Source organism: Gardnerella phocaeensis, from assembly GCF_048545075.1.
GTDB lineage: Bacteria > Actinomycetota > Actinomycetes > Actinomycetales > Bifidobacteriaceae > Bifidobacterium > Bifidobacterium vaginale_J.
In genome coordinates, this window is the sequence record NZ_JBKQXS010000002.1 from 279,200 (window position 1) to 297,933 (window position 18,734).

Genomic DNA, 18,734 nt, shown 5'->3' on the forward strand with positions numbered 1-18,734 from the left:
AACTATGCCGCCAAACAGCATAGTTTTACTTTTGTAATCCGAGGAGCTCACGAGGAGATTTGCATATAATTGGCAAATAAGACAACACAACTGCAATAACGATTACTGCACCAACAATTGCAGAAACTCCGACAAAACACTGAGCGTCTACTTGTACGCTAAGTTTTTCCAAAGTTTTTGTTGCCAAAGTTGATTCAAGATTTCCACCAGCTTGACCCATATTACTCAATTCACGGGCGGCTGATGATTGCACAGAGCCAAGAGCAACATTAGCCATCAACGGAGCTATAACTTTTGCAAAAAGGTAACCCACAATCAACGAAGGTATTGAAATAAGCACAATCTCAGCAAGATATTGACCAACTATAGATAATTTGCCAGTACCAATTGCAACGAACACGCCAATTTCATTACGTCGCTCATTCATCCACAGCAAAAGCACTAATGCCAAAGCAATAATAGCGAATGATACAACAGCAATTGTTGCAACAGTCATTATTGAGCGCACTCCCTTCGCTGCTTTCAACAAACCAGAAACGAACTGATCGTCACGAGTTAGTTGATAGTTTTGCAAATCAATAGGCAATTTGGCAGCTTGCGCCATAATATTATCCGCATCCTCACCGCGCTTTACCCTAAAACTTGCGTCCTGATATATTTCTTTTCCTGGCTTATATTTATACAATTCGCGCGTAGTTTGCAAATCCGTATAAACCATATTGGCAGTCAATTCCGCTCTAGTTGCGACTTGACGCTTATTTGCTCCCGAATAAATTCCAACAATACGAGTTTTTACTGTTGCTGTTGATTGGTTAATATTGTCAGCATCGTAAGGATTAGCGCGAAGTGTAAGAGTATCTCCTACATGCAATCCGTTAGCTTTAGCGAGATCTTCATGAATAAGTGATGCATGAACGTTGTTAGCAATAAGATGCTTGCCTTTAGATATAGTTATTGCTTTTGTTTTAAAAGTATTTAAACCAGTAGAATCATTCGTCCCTTCAATATTAACGGCATTTCCAAACTGCTGTTCACGTTTATTGTCATACTCTTGTACGCCTGGAATTCTTGCTGCTTTAGCATTAACTAAATCCGCTGTTACATTTTGGCGAACTACGTACGATGCAACTCCCTGCAACTTTGCAATTGCCTGTACATCTTTAGGTTTTACAGTTCCAGCTCCTCTAGGAGTTCCAGGGTTTATTTGGGGGTTATTTGCAAGCACAAAACTAGACTCTGCTTGCGCTTCAACTTTTTCGCCTTCTTTACCTGCAGCACTTGAAACTGCAGAAGTAGAAAATAACAATGTCGAAATAAGAAATACAATAATGAAAACTATTGCTGTTTTTATTCGTTTCCTCAGAATGTAGCGTATTGCACGAGAGATAAACGTCATCGACTACCTTTCTTCATTGAAAATTGCTGTATATCAACCTTTAAATATACGGACTACCAGTATAACATGTCAATACTGAAAAATGCGTTTAGTGCCATACTCTACAGTGCGCAAATCTACCAGTGCGCAAATCTACGCTATAAAAAAATTTCCCTCCACAAAACAAATTGCGAAGGGAAACTTTTATTTGTGTTTAATGCGCCTTTAAATTTTGCACATTTCGTTAGATCTAGTCTTGGTTAAAATCTATTACAAGCTTATTATTTTTAATACTAAACTTTCCATAAACATAACCACTATTGCTAGTATGATCGTCTCTCCATTCACTATCGTCATCATCATCGTCCTTCCAACGATAAGAGATATCTACACCAATCTCATCGCTCTGGAAAGTCCCTGACGACATGTCAACTTGATCCAACGTAGGAGTGCCATTAACACTACGCTTAACATTGTCATAGCTATAGCTTGTATAGTAATTAAAGCTTGCAAATCTACAACTTTCTGGAACATCGGCTTCAGTTGACGCTACACATTTATCAACATGCTTTTGAATAGCCTTAGTAAGCTCATCCTTTAATGTTTCTGTAGCTTCTAACTCTAAACTTGCAGATTCTGAACTATCTTTTCCACTAATTAACACATTCGTAGAATTTGTGGTCCATAGTTGTGAATTTTTTGCAGATTCAACGCGGTAAGACCCAGGATACGCAGGAAGCTTATATTCTGTAGTTGATGTGTATTCTGAATAACCATAGTCTGAACTGTAGGTGTCACCGCTATATTTTGGCGATTTTTTGAGAGCAGACAAGTTTATTTCAGAATCATTAACTTTTATTTTATCAACTTCATTTGGCACAGTTATGTTGATGTGACCAAGCGGCGGATATTGAACTTTATAAGAGTCAAAGAATAGCCACTGTTTGCCAGCTGGCACAAGAGTTATTACCGTTGAGGCATCTCTATCTCCAACTTTGTAAGAAAGCTTAAATGAATTGTATGGGCCATTATCAACGCTCATATAAGATATATGATTCTTGGAAGCTCTGCCTATTGCGCTTGTAAGTAGTGTACGATAATTTTCTGGAATTTTAGAAGAAGACCAATCTGTCATATTGTTAGCTTCATCAAAATTGCCTTCTTGCAAAGACTTCACATAACGTTGAATAGTTGCTTGTGGAGAATACACATTCTGTTGAATAACTGTATAACCTATACCAAGAACCACAATAATAATGCCAATTACAATAAGCATAATTTTTGTGCTGCGCTTCATCGGTGCGCTTTTAACAACATTACCTGCTGCGAAATTAGAATCAAAAGAATCAGGATTATAATATTCTGCAGGCTGATTTTGTGAATAATCTTGCTGATTATAATACTGCTGATTCTGATACCCCTGCTGCTCATAAGCATTTTGGTTGTTATAAGCAGGCTGAGGATAAGCTTGTGTGTTCTGTTGAATGAACTGCGTTTGTTGCACATCATTCATTTGATTTTGCTGATATTGATCATTTTGCATTGGCTGATAATTTGAATTAACTTGTTGCGGCACAAGACTCGCTCCACAAGATGAGCATACTATAGCTCCATAAGCATTTTGACTATTGCAATATGGACAATTCATACATTTCTCTCAATACGTTTTTAAAAAAATTACAAGGGAGCCTAGCTGGTTTCCCAACTAGGCTCAATTATTCTTAATTAAAATTTTTAGATGTTGCGTTGAAGCTTGACCATGCAGACGTCATGAAGCTCTTATCGATGGCCGATACAATGAATATTGCAATAACGCCTACAAGGACGAAGATAACCCACATCCACTCACGATCAAGCTTGCCCTTATATCGTGCAGTCGCTAAGAAGGACACAGGCACCAAAATCAGCAGCACAAGGTAAAGAGCTTGCAAAGCAACAGATGGAATCTGCAATGCCAAAGAAGGATTATGGATAAACAAAGACGCATCTACAGAATCAGGGGTCATACTCATTACTTGCGAATTGCCTGACAAGGAATTTTTCACAGCATCGCCCCATCCAATTAAAGCAGTCCTAGATGGTGGAATAAGTGCTAATACTGTAGCAACTATTTGCAAGCCAACAAGTGGAACAAGCTTTTGTGCAAAAAGAACATGAAGCTGAGCTGGTGAAATCTCATCACCAAACATCTTCATACCCAACAAAGCAACAGCGTAGACTGCGTATACAGTTAAAACGCCAATAATAAACTTGTAAAGGAACACGGTAAACGGAACGCCTGGAGTCATTGGAATACTTGATGTTGACGATGAACCTACAGCACTGAAAACTTGCGATATCACTGCGTTAACAGTACTCATAGAATATAAGTATCCTTGCAAACCAAACAGCAAACCAGAAACAAGTGCTATCAATGCTGCGTAGAGGTTAGATACGCGATACTTCTGGGAAGGATTCTTAAGAGCAGTTACCAACCAACGGAAGAAGTTCATCATCTGTTCAGCATTAAGCTGGTTTGAAACTTGGCTGTAGTGTGAAACTCCTGGAGTATTTGGACGATTCTGCATGCCTGGCATTCCTGGCTGAGCTGGCATACCCTGCTGAGCATATGGATAGCCTGGACGTTGCATGTTTGGCATACCCTGCTGAGGCGCACCCTGCTGAGGCATACTAGGACGCGCAAACTGTGGAGCATGCTGTACAGCAGGCTGAGCAGGTGCTGGTTGAGCAGGTGCAGGCTGGGCAGGTGCATGTTGAACAGGTGCAGGCTGGGCTGGAGCAGGCTGAACAGGTGCTTGCTGAGCAGCCTCAAACTTGTTTCCACAGCCCTTGCAGAATTTTGCAGTATCAATATTCTGAGTACCGCATTGAGCGCAAACTTTCACTCGTCTCTCCTTTGTTAATGGAACAGATCCAATAAATTTGTTAACAGAGAAATGTTTAACAAACCACTTGCGCACAATTCTATTACTAAAAGCACACAAAACAAACTAATTATAACAAAAAAGTGCTTGTTCAAGGCAAAAAAATTCTATAAATACGACGTAAATCAGTAAAAAATACGACGTAAGAATAGAAAAACAAAAAAATATACTAAGTTTTTATTAATCAAAAGCAAAATTAAATTAAATTAATAAACAAATTTGCAATAAAACCTAGATAGCAAATCCCAAAGTACGAGCTGCAGCTACTGGAACCGCTTCATCTGCCCAATAATCCTCAAGATTTTCATCAGTGGAAAGCGAACGCATTTCTGCACGATCAATATAAAGTTCACCGCGAAGATGATCCGTTTCATGCTGGAAAATACGCGCAGGCCAACCGTGTAAACGCTCGGAGTGTTGTTTGCCATCCTCGTCTTGCCAAGTAGCTTGAATATCAAGCCAACGCTGGCGAACAGCCTGATAGCCGGAAACACTTAAGCAGCCTTCATAAAAACTGCGTGTTTGAGTGCCAATCGGCTCATAATGAGGGTTAATAATTGCGCGAAATGGAAGCTCTGCAATATCTCGAGGATCGTCTTCATCGTCACGAACATGATCTTCAATAACAGCAATAGCAAGACCAAGACCAATTTGAGGAGCAGCTAAACCAACTCCAGGAGCTTCTAGCATTGTGCTATGCATTAACGAAATTAGCTTAGTAAGAGTTGCGCGAGTAAGCTGACCGTCATACGCAACAGTACGCTGGCGAAGAACAGGCTCACCTGCTTGCACAATCGGCAAAATACCGTCTTCTGTAGCAGAATCAAGCAAGCGCTCAACAGCGCGACTGAGCTTAGTATCGACACTTGCGTGATGCGTAAACATAGGACTCCTTTTCACCGTTTAAATAACGCGCATAATAACGCGAAAATTACAAAATCTACATGCCGCGAGCAGAATTTGAAAGCCGCACTAAAGATATAAGTGTATCAAAATTATTTGCGCACTGCTAGAGCCGACTGAAACGTAAGCAAACAGAGAACGCAAAAATAAGCAAACTTATAACTTCAGATTATCGACCACAACTTGAGCAAGACGGGCGCAAACCTCATCTGCCTGAGTTTGAGTTGCAGCCTCGCACATAACGCGCACAAGCGGCTCTGTGCCACTAGGGCGCAAAAGCACGCGACCTGTATCTCCAAGAAGTTTCGATTCTTTCTCAACAGCTGCAAGCACAGCTGCGTTAGTTTTCGAAGCCATTTTATCTACATTTGGCACATTTACAAGAGCTTGCGGAAGCTGTGGGAAGTCTGCAGCCATTTGCGAAAGTTTCTTGCCTGAACGCACAACTTCACGGCACAAAGTCAAAGCAGTAAGCGTACCGTCACCGGTTGTTGCAAATTCGCGATTAATAACGTGACCAGACTGCTCGCCGCCGAGCGAATAATCATGCTTGAGCATTTCTTCAAGAACGTAGCGATCACCAACGTTTGTTTGCACTGTTGAAATGCCCATATCCTTAAGCGCAAGCTTTAAGCCAAGATTGCTCATAACTGTAACTACAAGAGTGTCATGATTGAGCTTGCCTTCAGCCTTCTTAGCGCGCGCAAGAATACCCATAATTTGATCACCATTAACCATATTGCCGTTTTCGTCTACAGCCAAGCAACGGTCTGCGTCGCCATCGAAAGCAACGCCCAAATCAGACTTTGAAGCTTTAACCATAGCTTGCAACTGCTCAGGATGAGTCGAGCCCGCATGATCGTTAATGTTGTAGCCGTCAGGAGATGCGTTAATAACTACAACTTCTGCACCAGCGCGACGCAAAGCCTCAGGAGCAACAACAGAAGTAGCACCATTTGCGCAATCTGCTACAACACGCAAACCTGCAAGCGGCTTTGGACGCGTAGTAGAAGCGTTACTTAAAGGCGCAACAGCAGAAACTAAATGATCAATATACAAGTTAGTAGCTGTAGTAGTATCATGGCTGACTCGACCAACACCAGCACCGGTTGGGCGCTCCCAATCTTGACCGAGCACAGCCTCAATCTCATCTTCTTTGCTATCTGGAAGCTTAAATCCTCCGCGCGCAAAGAATTTAATGCCGTTATCTGGCATAGGATTATGCGATGCAGAAATAACAGCACCCATTTCAACGTTAAGCACGGAAGTAAGGAAAGCAACGCCAGGAGTTGGGATAATTCCAGCATCGATAACATCAAAACCGCCAGCACTCATGCCAGCAGCGAGAGCAGAAGCTAGAAAATCGCCAGAAACGCGAGTATCTCTACCAATAAGCGCGCGACGACGAGCGTGAGCGGAACGAGAAGAACTATTTGATTGCGCTTCTTCTGCAGCAGACGCAACCGCGCTTTTATCTCCCAAAACGCGCACTGCAGCGTCACCTAAATCTAACGCAAGTTGCGCTGTTAAATCTCGATTCGCTAATCCACGCACACCATCAGTACCAAACATTCTTGGCATAATAAAGCCTCTTTCGCAAAAATCACTTCATCTTGCGCGCAAGCAAACAACATCGCATACTAGCGCGTCACACACTGTTTGCCATCTTACTCGTAGCATTACATAACGCGCTAGCGCTCCGACCTGCCTTTGCACTTAGAACGTAGTATGCAAAGGCAACTCGGAGCGCCGAGCTTGCTCAAAGTTGAAAGCACAGTGTGCTTTCAGCGCAAGCGAGGTCTGCTTTCGTCTCGATTGACGAAGGCATGGCAGAGCTGTGTTGTTGTTCATTGGGAATTTGATTGTGGTTGGTGTGCGCTAACGACCTGCCGAGCTAACCAGTGATAGTTAAACCACCAAACAAAGACCCTAGTGCAGTACGTTTTCTGCACTAGTGTCTCATTCTGACTGTTTTGAGACACTGCCGCAGATTAGCAACTGCACTAGTGTCTCATTCTGACTGTTTTGAGACACTGCCGCAGAAAACGTACTGCACCAATGTCCGAAATTTAGCGCAAGGAAGCGTTGTAGTGCTGCACTTTAAGCGTGCGGCGAGAAGAATCGAGACCGCCAAGCACCATGCGACGCAAAGCTTGATCCGCATCCTTATGCTCATCAAGCCAGAGCTGTCCGCGCTCAACTAACTCGTCTACATCCGCATAAGTTGGATACAAGCCTTCGATCAAAGCTTCAGCCATGTGGAAAGTGCGGTTCTTCCAAATCCACTCAACTTCAGCAAAGTAGCGCTCAACATAAGGCTTAACCAAATCGCCCTTAGCGGTGCTTGCAAAGCCAGCAACCACAGCGCCCATTTGCATATTCGTCAAATCGAGATTGCGCAAAGCCTGTTCGAAAGCCCAATCCTTAGCTTCTGCAGTTGAGCGAGCTGCACGAGCCTGGTAAGCGTATTCGCGATTCTCGGTAGTATCGCGCTTTTTAAGTTCCGCGTCAATTCCATCTTCATCCAAAGCGTTCACACCTGCGAGCGCAATCAAAATGCTCCAGCGCAAGTCGTTGTCGATTTCCAAGCCTTCCAGATTCACGGAACCGTCGAGCAATCCGTTAGCTACGCGCAAGAACTCAGCATCTCCAACTTCGCCGTATCCAAGATAAGCCTTAACGAGCTGGAATTGCTCGTCGGAACCAGCCGAAGCTGCCAAAGCCAACTGCCAGAGTTCGTGAGCAACATGCTTTGCGACTTCTGCTTGACGCTCTGGAACCACGTAGTGGCTTGCAGTTACCTTTACTTGACCAAGAGCATAGCGGAAAGTAGTTGATTCGCGCTCAGTTGCCAAAGCTTTAAGGCTGAGCTCCACGAAGCGTTCTGCTGGGAATTCTGCGTCGCGAGTCATGTCCCACAATGCGAGCCAAATAAGCGAGCGGGTCAAAGAATCCTTGAAACGATACAAGTTTTCTGCAGCAAACTCAAGCGACTTTTCATCGAAACGTAGCTTTGTGTAAGTCAAGTCGTCGTCGTTTACAAGAATAAGCGCTGGCATTTTTTCGCCGCACGCTTCAACAACTTCCGTCACTTCGCCGTCAACGTCAAGTTCGATTCGCTTTGTGCGCTTAATTTCGCCAGTTGCTTCGTCTAGATTGTAGAATCCAACAGCCAAGCGGTGTGCGCGCAAAACTGGATGCTCAGCTGGCGCGCTCTGACGCAAACGCAAAGAAGCAATAGTGCCGTCACATGCTTCTTCTACTTCAGTAGAAATCGTGTTAATTCCAGCCTTTTCAAGCCATTGCGCACTCCAAGCCTTCAAATCGCGTCCGCTTGTAAGCTCTAATTCGTGCAACAAATCAGCCAAAGTTGCGTTGCTATAAGCGTGCTTGCTCAAATAGTTGTGAATTCCTTCAAAGAACTTTTCGCGACCAACGTACGCTACGAGCTGCTTCAATACGGAAGCACCCTTTGCGTAAGTAATGCCGTCGAAGTTGACGGAAGTGTCGTTCAAATCGTTGATTGGAGCCACGATTGGGTGCGTTGTTGGAAGCTGATCTTGATTAAGCGCCCAGCTTTTTTCGCCAGAATTGAAAGTGCTCCAAGCGTCGTGCCATTCGGTTGCTTCAGCAGTTGCAAGAGTAGAAGTGAATTCTGCGAAGGATTCGTTAAGCCACAAATCATTCCACCACTTCATTGTCACGTAGTCGCCGAACCACATGTGTGCAAGCTCGTGCAAAACTGTTACAACGCGGCGCTCAGCGTAAGCGTCTGTAACCTTGGATTCAAACACGTACTGGTCGCGAATCGTAACCATACCAATGTTTTCCATAGCTCCAGCGTTGTATTCTGGAACGTAAATCTGATCGTACTTTGCGTACGGATATGGCACTCCCCAAGTCTTAGCGTAGAAAGCAAAGCCCTTCTTCGTAATATCGAACAAGTAGTCAACGTCTTTAGCAAAAGCGTCTTTAAGTGCCTGACGGCAGTACATTGCCATTGGAACTACGCGACCGTCTTCGTTGTTGTAAGTTGTGTGCCATTCGGCGTAAGGGCCTGCGCAAATAGCAGTTAAGTAGGAGCTCATTTTTGGAGTTGACTCGAATACCCAGCGCTTCATGCCTTCTACAGCACCATTTTCCAAAGTGCCGGCTTCAGTCTCGCGGTCTTCAATCGTAGTTTCGCTCTTAACTGGCATGTTGGAAGTAACGATCCAGCTTTCTGGAGCGTCTACCGTAAAGTCAAAAACAGCCTTTAAATCCGGCTGATCAAACACAGCATAAACGCGGCGAGCATCCGGCACTTCGAACTGAGTATACAAATACACGTTTCTGTCGGAAGGATCAACGCTTCTGTGCAAACCCTCGCCCGTGTTGGAATACTGGCAGTTTGCTACAACTTCTACGGTATTATGCTCAAGCAAATTTGCGAGCTCAATTCGACTGTCTGCAAAAACTTTAGAAACGTCAAGAGCGGTACCGTTTAATACTACGGATTCTACGCTATTTGCAATCAAATCGAGGAAGCTTGCACTACCAGCTTTAGCGTCAAACTCAATCTTCGTGCGCGAAGTAAAATCGCGGCCGCCTTTTCCTAAATCAAGCGCAACATCGTAGTGAATTGGCATTTGGATAGCGTCGAAACGCTCTTGAGCTTCTACGCGAGTAAGATTTGCTCCTGGCATATTTTGTACCTTCCTTATTTTTTCTTATTTTTAATTATATTTACGATTATTTTCAGCTATTTACGAATAATTGCGAATATTTTTCTTATTTTTAATTATATTTCATTATTCTTTATTATTCTTGATTATTATTTGCAATATCCGCAACTACCGGCACGAGCATAGGCTTCCTGCGCAAAGCGCGAGCCACCCAACTGCCCAACGTGCGTCGCATAATTTGCTGCAATTTATAAGTATCATGCTCGCCGCGCATCATAGCATCTTGCAACTGTTCAACAATTTGATGACGAACCTTCTCAAAATCAGCCTCGTCTTCAGCAACAGCATTCAAGAAAATCTTTGGACCAGAAACAACGTCAGCGTGCTCTGTATCAACTACAACAAAGCTCGAAACGAAACCTTCCGTACCCAAAATCCTGCGCTTTTCAAGCTCTTCATCTGTAAGCTCACCAACAGAATCACCATCAACATACACGTAACCGCATGGCACAGAACCAACAACTGCAGCATTGCCATGATACAAATCCACAACATCGCCGTCTTCAGCAAGCACAACGTTATTTGGATCAACGCCAGTTTTTACTGCAATTAATCCGTTTGCAACCAAGTGACGATGCTCACCGTGAATTGGCATAGCGCACTTTGGCTTCACAATGTTGTACAAGTACAGCAACTCTCCTTCATTGCAATGACCAGACACGTGAATAGCAGCATTATCTTTGTTGATTACGCGCGCACCCAACTGCACAAGCTTGTTAATAACTTTGTAAACCTCATGCTCATTGCCTGGAATAAGCGAACTTGCAAGAATAACAGTATCGAATTCGTTAACTGTAATATCTCGGTGGCTGCCATCTGCAATACGCCCAAGTGCAGCCATAGGCTCGCCTTGTGAACCAGTGCACATGTAAACGAGCTTGTCATCCTGAATATCCTTCGCCTGCTTTAAGTCAACAACAGTATTTTCAGGAATATGCAAGTAGCCTAAATCCGCAGCAATTGACATATTGCGAACCATCGAGCGCCCGACGAACACAACTTTGCGCCCAAACTTATGCGCAGCGTCAACCACTTGCTGCACGCGATGAACGTGACTTGAGAAGCTAGCAACAATAATTTTGCGCGCAGCTTCAGCAAAAGCGCGATCCAAAGCCGGACCAATCGAAGTTTCAGGCTTCACAAATCCCGGAACTTCAGCATTAGTGGAATCAGCCATAAGCAAATCTATGCCTTGCTCGCCTAAACGCCCGAACTCAACTAAATCAGTAATGCGATGATCAAGAGGAAGCTGGTCAAGCTTAATATCTCCAGTATCAATAAGCGTTCCGGCTGGAGTTTTTACGCACACAGCGAGCGCATCCGGAATAGAATGCGTAACAGTAATAAATTCAAGGTTAAACGGACCGACTTTCATCTTATCGCGACCTTCTACGCGAATAAGCTCCGGATCAATATGATGCTCTTTGCACTTAGCTTCCACAAAAGCAAGAGTTAGCTTTGAACCAATTAACGGAATGTCAGGACGCATTTTAAGAAGGTACGGCACGCCACCAATATGATCTTCGTGACCGTGCGTTAAAACCAATGCCTCAACTTTGTCTAAACGATCCTGAATGTAGTGAAAATCTGGGAGAATCAAATCAACGCCTGGTTGCTCTTCTTCCGGAAATAGCACACCGCAATCGATAAGCAAAATATGACCGTTATATTCAATTACGTTCATATTGCGGCCGATTTCACCCAAACCGCCAAGCGGTACGATTCGCATTGATCCTTTACGATACTTTGGCGGCGCAATAAGAGCACCCTCTCTTTGATCGTTAACTACAGGAGGAAGAACATTTCCTGTTCTACGAGTTGATGACTTTGCGTTTTCTGTTTTAGTTTCTTTGTTGAATTTAGCTTTTTTAGTTGATTTAGTTTTAGCAGTTTTTACATCTTTAGTAGATACTGATTTAGTTGAAGTATCAGAAGACATTTTTTTATTCACTTTTTTCACCGATTGTCGAATTTGTTTAGACGACGCAGAAGATTCTTGGTTATTAAGAGAACGCATATTATCAGCGTCAGATTGCAACGCATCGCGTACTACTTCAGCAAGAATTTCCTCAGTACGTTCATCATATTCTGTTTTCATATTCATCTCACTACATCTTGCGATATTGCGCACTTCTTTCTAGTGTACCGTTAGGACTCAACTCAGCTTTTGTAACTGAAACGGCAAAAACTTTACGCAGCTGTAAAATTTCGGTCGGCTACGCGCGAAAAAACGGCAGAAACTTTACGTGAGTGTAAAGAAAAAGTCGCGAAACCGCCAAAAAACGGCAGAAACTTTACGCAGCCGTAAAATTTCGGTCGGATACGCGCGAAAAAACGGCAGAAACTTTACACACGTGCGCAGTTAATGTCGCTTTTTAAGCACCATTACAATAAACCAGCCGAACGTTGCGATAGGTATAGCTGCCAGTGTTGAAATCCACGGAACCATCATGCCAGCGTGAGCACTCCACGAGTCGATTGCAGCTCCAGCAGCCATCGAGCCTAAAGAACAGCCAACAGCAGACGCAGTTGGTAGCCATGAAAGACCTTCCGTAAGCGATTCTTCAGGAACAGTTGCTTTAACGATAAGATTTCCAGTTGCGAAAATTGGCGAAACGCATAAGCCGGAAAGCACTTCAAAAACGCTCATAAGCATAAGTCTGTCAATATTAAGACTCATAAGCACAAATCCGACAGTTAGACCAGTCAAAAATACAATCAAATGCGACCAATTAGAACCGCGGAATTTATGCGATCCAAAAATAATCGCTCCAACAAGCGAACCGCATGCAAACAATGCCAACTGCATACCGATAAAATGATCAAGCCCCTGAGCTTTCATTGCAGCTGTTACAGACACGTCAAATGCACTAAAACTCATATTAAACACAACGAACATGAGCACAAGCGGGATAATACCACGGTAAAGCAGCACGTTTTTGCCGCGCTTTTTTGAGTGATGATTGTGCAATTGCTTAAGACTAAATTTGTCTGCAAATGAACGTTTCGCTTCTTGCTTTTGAGATTCCGCATAATCTTTAGAAATTTCATCTTCTTTTTGAGAAGCGATTAATACATCGACGTCTTCAGCTGCAGCAGTTGGAACTTCCACTACTTTAAGCACAGCAGGTTGAGTATTTTTTAGAGAAAAGAACCAAGCTCCGCCCAATCCACTTGCAACTACTGGCACGAATAATTGCGAAACAGGATGCACAGAAGTTGCTAACCACGCAGCCAAAATAGGTCCTAATATAAACACAATTTCATCGATACCAGATTCCAACGCATAAGCAACGTTTAACAAAGAATCGTCATCTTCTGCACGCAATGTATAAGCCCAACGAGTACGCACCAACGCGCCAAAAGCAAACTGAGTTACGCCCATCACAATCGCTAGCACAAAAAGCAAAACAAGAGGAACCTTAAATAAAGCTGCAAATGCAAAAGAAATCATAGCGATTACTTGAGCACTTAGCGCAATAACCCCAACTTTACGCTGACCAAAACGGTCAAAAAGCTTAGCATACACAGGAGTTACCGCAGCCTGTGCAAGCACATACGACGCAGACATTGCTCCAGCAACAGTCCAGTTGTTATACAAATGGTTTAATGCAAGAACAATCCCCAACGCAATCATAGACATTGGCAAACGCGCAATCGCGCCTGCTACACAAAACGCTTTAGATCCATTAAATGAAAATAATCTAGAATATTGATAAAATACCGATGCTTTCTTAGTTGCCGTTTGCGACGACATATATTTCTTTGCTCCTTTTGTTAAGCAAGTCACACACGTTATACATTTGCATATTTTTTATTAGCGCGTTTTAGAACGAGCATTTGCTTGCTTTGAACGGACTCTCGGCTCACCTGAGTAAATATACAAGTCGTCCACCAAAGATTTCACGTTCTTAGCTTCATAAGGATGATCCGAGCGCATAAAAGAAGCATCTCTTCTAAGCCCGTGATAATCATAAAAGCTTACGTCACACGCTGAATCAGTATGCAAATAGTAACGATTTACTCCGTTATTTCTTAGCATATGCATTGTTCGCTTCCACAAGCCTCCACCGACACCATGCCCACGAGCATCTGGAGAAACAAGGAAAAGCTCCAATTCCGCTTGAGTTAAATTATTAATATGAGATTTCGCTTCAAGTTTAGTTTCCAACACGCGCATGCCATACGCTTCTTCTAAAGCAAGAGAATAGTTTTTGTCACAATTCTCTTTCATTGCGGCTTCTTGCTCGCGAAGCATTCTTTCTACTTCCGGAAATAAAACAGGTGCGTCAAAAACTCGCGCCAAAAGCAGACCCATAAACTTACCGTCTACTTCAGCAATAGTACCATGCGTTGAAGGCTCCAAGTAATGCAACACAGATCTTCGAGAAAGACTTAACGAAGCATCTTTCCCAACTTTTTGCGCAATACCCCAAGTACGTTCATACTCTTTAACCATTGCATCAGTATCGCTGAGTTTTACAGAACGAAATTCAACAGTCATGGTTCTTCCTTACTTCATAATTCGTTTATGCGTCATCATCATCGAGGGAGATTAACGTGTCAGAGTGTAACTCGGCAAGGATCTCATCTTTCGTTTTTTGCTCGGCATGAATTTCCCGTTCACATTCATCCGATATGTTCACATAATAAAGGGTGGCATCGATAGCATCAAGTGGAACCTTAGTCATAAGAGACAAAAGCAGACGATACCAGTCAAGCTGGCCAAGTTTAAGCGCGATATCTTGCGGCTTGGTCGGTTTTCTACCAGTTTTCCAATCAACTATCGTATACAATTTGCTTGGATCTTCTGGATTTAAACCACCTGCGAATATTGCGTCGATTTTGCCATTAATAATTTGATCGCCTAATTCTGGAACATGAGCTACAATCGGCTGCTCCGCTGCTACAGGACGGCGATGCGCCCATTTCGAGGTTATTAAACGCTGCTTCCATATCGACAATTTGCGCTCCGAAGATTTTGCATTTTGCGAAATATTCTCGCAAGTTTCAGCAACGTTCTCAGCAACGTTCTCATCAGCATTTTCAACAACATTCTCAGCAGCATTCTCATCAACGTTCTCATCAACGTCATACTGAATAGAATTTTTATTCACGCAACCAGCTTTTACAAACTGTTCAGCCCAAGCATGAAAACGCGTTCCCAAATCAGAAGCAGGCGAAGAAACGCTAGGAATAGGGCGAATAATTGCCATCCATTCCTTTCGCAAACGCTTAGCATCCGCATCATCAAAATCTTCATTCGCGCGCGAATAATCATTACGAAACATAGCGCGCCTTTGCACAGCAGTCACATTGACATTTTCAACATTAGAAAGCTGCTCTGCTCTGTTTTTTAACTCTTGAATGTTGCGATACCAATCAATTTTCGGCATTAAATCTGCATCTTGTAGCAAAGCTTGAGCTTTGTAAAGCAAAGAATTATCTTTTGAAATACCAGAAATTTGATTACTGATTTTTGAATTTACAACGTCTTGCGCAGATTTTTGCAATACACTACGTATAGCTTCACTAGATGCACTCGGCCAAGATAATTGCCTCTTATTATCTTCAGTTGGAATAGTGCTTTCCTCACTAAATAATTGCGAAAGTTGCGAAGCTGACTCCCCTACAACATAACCTACTTGATTTGAAGAATCAGAAACACTAGCTGTGATCCGAACCGGAGATTCTTCAGATTCGCGCATTGAATCATACATTTCCTGCCAAAAAACAGAAGGTTTTTTAACTCTAGAAGTTAAAATATTTGAAGATTCGTCTACAGAAGAAGCTGAACTATTTGCAGAATTTTCTTTATTCTCAACAACGCTCATAGCATTAGACTGGCTGCAAGTGAGCAATGCTGCGAATTTAGCACGCGTCAAAGCAACATACATAAGATGACGCTCGTCAATATGCAAAGCGCGCCCGCGCTCCTCGACTTGCGAAAGAGGCAATGTGCCAGTTTTCATCACAGCGTCATACACTTTGCTAGCTTCTGAAGGAATCGCTTCTATTGGAGCCTGCTCATGCTCATGGAACTTTTCTGCCAAATCAAACATTTCTCTAGCTCTTGATCCATAAACTTCTGCGTCGATATCGTCTACAGTTAACATATTTTTCAAAGATTTTTGAGGTTCCATGCTAGTTTCAAGATCAACATCGTGAGGGAATCTTGGCAATATGTTTGCATCCACTCTCATAGAAACAGGCACTTTTGAAGCAACTTCGAGCGTTGCATATGCCCTTTCCCTGTACACGCCACTTTGTTGCGTTGCTATTACGCGCAAATTATCGCCTTGATTACTTGGGAACGCGCCTTCATTAAGCCCAACTATCGCTACAGCAGGCCATTCCAAACCTTTCGATTGGTGAATAGTCATCAATACGACATCCGCAGGTTCATCCACTGAAGAAGGTTGATCGTTAATTTTGTCTATATTGAAAATCCAAGACATAAACCCATGCAAAGTAGGAGTTGTAAAATCGCTCATTTCCTGCAAATACGCGTCTGCTAGTAGACAAATAGAATCGACAGTAGAGTGCATATCGTCAAGAAGCGTTGCATTAGAGGAAGTATCATTCATAAGCGCGCGAGATAACGCAACGTCAATATCAACATTAAGTGTTTCTACAGCAACGCGCATAATATCTTGCAAAGAGCCAGATTGAGCACGTTGTATTGCATGAATCATTTGCCCTATTCTTAACACTGCTACATAAGCTTTAGAGCTTAAATTATTTTTTAGCTCAGAAAGCAAATTATTGTCGGTTTTGTCGTTATTTCTTGCTTCTTCGCTTAATTGCGTTTCGTATGCTTCAAGCAAAACATCCGCCACAAAAACTCCACCATGAATACTATTGGTTTGCGAAGCTTGAGATTGCTGTTCTCGAACAACTTGCGACCACTTAGAGCGAGGAGTTTCAGCGTCTACTAAACCTGCTTGCACTAAAGCACGAAAAACATATTCAATATTCTTTGATGTTGCAATATTAGCTATAGCAGCCAAATCGTCAGTATTAAGCGCAAAACGAGGCGTTGCAAGCAATCTCATCAAAGCTTGCGTATTTGTGTGATCTGCAACAACAGAAAGAAGAGCTAAAACATCTCGAATTTCTGGTTTTTCAAGCAATGCAGAATACCCAACAGTAAGAGTGCGTAAACCTGCTTTTTGTAATGCTTCTTCATATAACGGAATATTATTTTTGCTACGGAAAAGAACTGCAACTCGAGCAGATGCAGAATTAGTATCGTCGTTTTCAGACAGCGCATTATGTTTTACATATTTTACCAAACGCACAACGGCTTCTACTTCTTGATATTGCGTAGGCATATTTAACACACTAAAAGTACCTTTTGGCGCATTATCTAAGTATTGCAAGTTTTTCACTTCTACTTCTGTAGCAAGTGAGCTACTATGACGAAGCGCAGGCACTCGCAAAGGTTTCGTAATAGAATTTGCAGCTTTTAAAATAAGTTGCGAATTGCGTCTCGTTCTAGTAAGAGAAAACTCACTTGAATGGTCGATATTTAGTGCTTGCTCAAGCTTTCTGAAAGCTCCGGAACTAGCTCCTCTAAACGAGTAAATAGCTTGGAACGGATCACCTACTGCAGCAATATGCGTTTGTTGAGTAGTTAAAAAGTCTTGATTTTCGCTAGTTTTCGCAGCAACGTTATCTTTCGCATCAACGCTAGCTTCCTCAACACCGCTAGCTTCTTCCACACCGCTAGCTTTTTTATGAAACAGCGTTGCAATCAGCATTGCTTGAGTTGTAGAAGTATCTTGATATTCGTCAAGCAAAACTTGGCTGTATTGGCGGCGATACTGCTCTGCAATAGAAGGAAAATGCGTCACCAAACGGTATGCAGCAATAGTAAAATCGCTAAATTGCGCCATATTTGCACGCTGCTTTGCTGCGTCAAAAGCCAAAACTAATTCAAGTAATGCATTGCGCTTCTCAGCAGCTTCAAGCAAGTTATTACAAGATTCATAACACTTATTTTTTAATGTAATATTCAGGTATTCTACGTATTCTTTTCCGTAATTTTCGCACTTTTCGAAATATTTTTCATCTGAATCGTTTTTTCCGCGACGCAATTTAATAGAGCTAGGCTTTTTTGCAATTATTTCAGTAGGTTCAGCACAATTAATTGCTTTTTGCAAATGTTCAATCCAAGCGTTATTCCACTTTTGAATTTCTGAAACAGCTTTAGACGTGCTATCTATAGACTCTCCCCTGCTATTTATGCCAATCATCGAGCATGAAATATCTGCTGCGAGCGCAAGCACGTCGTCAATAAGCGCATCAAAACTATACCAAGACAGCACTTCCGCATGATTAGTAACATAATCGTTTACTAGAGGTTTTATTAATTCGCGCGCACCTGCATCGCTTAAAGGTTGCGTATTTTGATCAAATCCAACGAGCAAACCATATTGGCGCACAATTGACTGGAAAAAGGCATCGTATGTCATTACTTCTGGCTTCAAAAAGCCACTTGAAGATGCGGAATTTCCGTTATTGATGAGCTTATTTATTTCGCTACTATGCTGACTTACAGCTTGAGCAACTCTTGCAAGCAGCTCAGAAGCTGCTTTATTAGTAAAAGTCAAGCCCAAAATACTTTCAGGAGCAACTCCGCGCTCAATAAGGTCGATAACGCGACGAGTCATCGTATACGTTTTGCCGCTTCCAGCTCCTGCAACAATAATCATGTTCTTATTTGTTGGCGCTTGAATTGCTGCAGCTTGCTCCGCGCTATCGGTGTTCTTGCGAGTAAATTGCTTATTTGTTTTATCAATCATA

Annotated in this window: 10 protein-coding genes; all 10 read right to left on the minus strand. The window is 42.6% G+C overall.

The genetic code is table 11. The annotated features are described in order from the left end of the window. Positions 1-25 precede the first annotated feature (25 nt). On the minus strand, positions 26-1,396 hold the full coding sequence (locus ACJV2T_RS03880) for an ABC transporter permease (protein ID WP_419399195.1): 1,371 nt from the start codon (positions 1,394-1,396) through the stop codon (positions 26-28). Positions 1,397-1,625: 229 nt separating this feature from the next. Further along, positions 1,626-3,023, minus strand: coding sequence for a hypothetical protein (locus ACJV2T_RS03885; protein ID WP_419399196.1), 1,398 nt, complete (start codon positions 3,021-3,023; stop codon positions 1,626-1,628). A gap of 73 nt (positions 3,024-3,096) precedes the next feature. Further along, positions 3,097-4,260, minus strand: a complete 1,164-nt coding sequence (locus ACJV2T_RS03890; RefSeq protein ID WP_419399197.1) for a hypothetical protein — start codon at positions 4,258-4,260, stop codon at positions 3,097-3,099. A gap of 270 nt (positions 4,261-4,530) precedes the next feature. Then, positions 4,531-5,184, minus strand: coding sequence for a peptide deformylase (locus ACJV2T_RS03895; RefSeq protein WP_004107289.1), 654 nt, complete (start codon positions 5,182-5,184; stop codon positions 4,531-4,533). A 174-nt stretch (positions 5,185-5,358) separates the two neighbouring features. After that, complete coding sequence (glmM, locus tag ACJV2T_RS03900) at positions 5,359-6,783, minus strand: phosphoglucosamine mutase (protein WP_415687487.1); 1,425 nt, start codon at positions 6,781-6,783, stop codon at positions 5,359-5,361. A gap of 488 nt (positions 6,784-7,271) precedes the next feature. After that, positions 7,272-9,887 (minus strand): aminopeptidase N, encoded by a 2,616-nt coding sequence (gene pepN, locus ACJV2T_RS03905; RefSeq protein ID WP_419399198.1) that lies wholly within the window; start codon positions 9,885-9,887, stop codon positions 7,272-7,274. Between the two features lie 115 nt (positions 9,888-10,002). Continuing rightward, positions 10,003-12,030 carry a ribonuclease J gene (locus tag ACJV2T_RS03910; protein WP_419399199.1) on the minus strand — a complete coding sequence of 676 codons (2,028 nt, stop codon included), beginning with the start codon at positions 12,028-12,030 and terminating at the stop codon, positions 10,003-10,005. Positions 12,031-12,288: 258 nt separating this feature from the next. After that, entirely contained in the window at positions 12,289-13,683 is a 1,395-nt protein-coding gene (locus ACJV2T_RS03915; protein WP_415687491.1) for an MFS transporter, read from the minus strand. A 60-nt stretch (positions 13,684-13,743) separates the two neighbouring features. Then, positions 13,744-14,430, minus strand: coding sequence for a GNAT family N-acetyltransferase (locus ACJV2T_RS03920; RefSeq protein ID WP_419399200.1), 687 nt, complete (start codon positions 14,428-14,430; stop codon positions 13,744-13,746). Positions 14,431-14,455: 25 nt separating this feature from the next. Beyond that, entirely contained in the window at positions 14,456-18,733 is a 4,278-nt protein-coding gene (locus ACJV2T_RS03925; RefSeq protein WP_419399201.1) for an ATP-dependent DNA helicase, read from the minus strand. Between the last annotated feature and the right edge of the window lies 1 nt (position 18,734).